This window comes from Streptomyces sp. BRA346 (genome assembly GCF_052851135.1).
Genome location: NZ_JAIWIH010000153.1, coordinates 1 through 1,831, shown reverse-complemented (window position 1 = coordinate 1,831; position 1,831 = coordinate 1). Strand labels below are relative to the sequence as shown.

2 protein-coding genes are annotated in these 1,831 nt (G+C 74.4%); both read right to left on the bottom strand.

Going from position 1 to position 1,831, the window contains the following annotated elements; all coding sequences use genetic code 11:
• Positions 1 to 1,320 (bottom strand): hypothetical protein (locus LCH29_RS43860; protein ID WP_446467271.1); only part of this gene is annotated, 1,320 nt, incomplete at its 3' end.
• 103 nt (positions 1,321 to 1,423) lie between these two features.
• Entirely contained in the window at positions 1,424 to 1,678 is a 255-nt protein-coding gene (locus LCH29_RS43855) for a hypothetical protein (protein ID WP_446467270.1), read from the bottom strand.
• Between the last annotated feature and the right edge of the window lie 153 nt (positions 1,679 to 1,831).

Genomic DNA, 1,831 nt, shown 5'->3' with positions numbered 1-1,831 from the left:
GTAGGAGCGGGCCGCGTTCTCCATCTCGGCAGCGGCCTCAGCGAACTTGAAACCGGACACGTCAATGACCTCCAGGTCAGACGGGGTGGTGGTGCTGGGAACCAGGTGGGTGGGCCGCTCGACGCGGTCCCCGATCTCGTTCGGGTCCTGCTCGGCTGCCGCGTCAGCCTCGGCCTCCTCGTCGGCCAGCTGCTGGCGGATCTGCTCATCGCGCTCGTCCCGCGCCTGGCGGGCGGAGTGCGTCAGCCGCCGGTACAGGCGCCGTCCGGGGTGCTGGAGCCAGGCCCAGCCGAGCTTGCGCCCCAACGGCGTGGTCAGCATCCCCAGCGCCCCGAGCGGGGCGGCCAGGGCGGCGGCCAGCAGACGACGACCGTGCATGCGGGCCGCGGACCGCCACAGTGCCGACCGGGCACGGCGGCGGGCCGGAGCATGGCGCACCGCACTCCGGGCGCCGTCGAGCCGGTCTCGGGTGCGGCGGTCCCGCGCAGCGCGGGCCCGGTTGACGGCCGTGTCCCGCGCCCGCCCGGCCCAGCCCGCACCCCGCGCCGCAGCCCGCCCGAACGTGCCCCGCGATCCCGCTGTGTTGGTTCGGGCAGCGGCCTTGGCGGCGCGCCGGGCATCGGCCACATCCCGCCGCGCCTGCGTCGTCTCCCGGCGGGCAGCACCCCGCGTCGGGGCCTGATCGCGTCGAGCCTGACGCAGCGCCCGCACCTGGCCGACGCGTCCGGCATCGCCGCGGCTGCCCGCACCGAACCCGGATCGCGGCGTGGCGCCGTCGTTGTGCTTCCGGCCGGTACCGCTGACAGGCGAAGTCTTGCGGAGCGCTCCGGCACCGCTGAAGGCAGCGGCCGAACGCTCGTGCTGGCGGGACCACTTCGACGGTCCTCGGCCACCGCGGGTGCCGGATGCCGCCCCGCCACGGCCAGCACCGCGACCCAGCCCGGGAATCCTGCCCGGACTTCCCGGCCGGTGACCGCGCCCGCCAGGCTTGACCGGCGCGTTCATATGGCTGCTGGAGCGGGGGGCGTTGGCCTTGTCCTTCCGGCTGGAGCGGGCGACCGCGATGCCGCCCACAAGCAGGGCGCCAGCCGCAGCAGCCGCAGCGCCGACCGGACCACCGGCCAAACCGGCGGACGCGACCGCGCCGATGGTGGTGTTCGTGCCGGTCAGCGCCAGCGGCACCACCGGCCACCCACCCGGCGTGTGCTCCACACCAGACGCGCTCGGGGCCGGGGGCGGTGTCGGCTCGGGCGGTTTCTCGACCGGCGGCGCGACAGCGGCCTGTGGGCCCGCTACCGCTTCCGTACTGGTCTCGGTCATGCTGGAGTCCTCCAACTCGAAGCATCGGGAAGGGGACCGGCGCGGCCCACGAGCTGCCAGGCCACATGGGGCCGCGCCGGGTGAATCAGTCCGTGCTCGCCGCTCAGAGCTGGTTGCGCTCCAGCGAGAAGAACATGACGTTGGCCCGCTCCAAGTGCGGGTGCGCGCGGGTGATCTGTTCGCGCAGCACCTCGTAGACGTCGGCCCGGGTCTCGCCGGGACCGGGCGTGACGGTGCTGGTGAACGTGGCGGTGATGTAGCCCCGTTCGGGCTGCGGCATCTGGAGGGTCAGGACGAAGTGGTGCGTGCCCTGCTGCTGGGCGGCCGGGCCGGTGGTCTGCTGAGTCTGGGTGGGCACTGCGGGTTCTCCCTGTCGCATCGGGTTGATCGGACGGCGCGGCCTCTCGGGGGCCGTGGCCGTGTGGGATGTCGAGGTCAGCGCGCCGGGTCTGCTCGCCGGGTCTGCGAAGGTGCCGCTCGCCGGGGCTCACCGGGTCTGCTTCACTGGTGC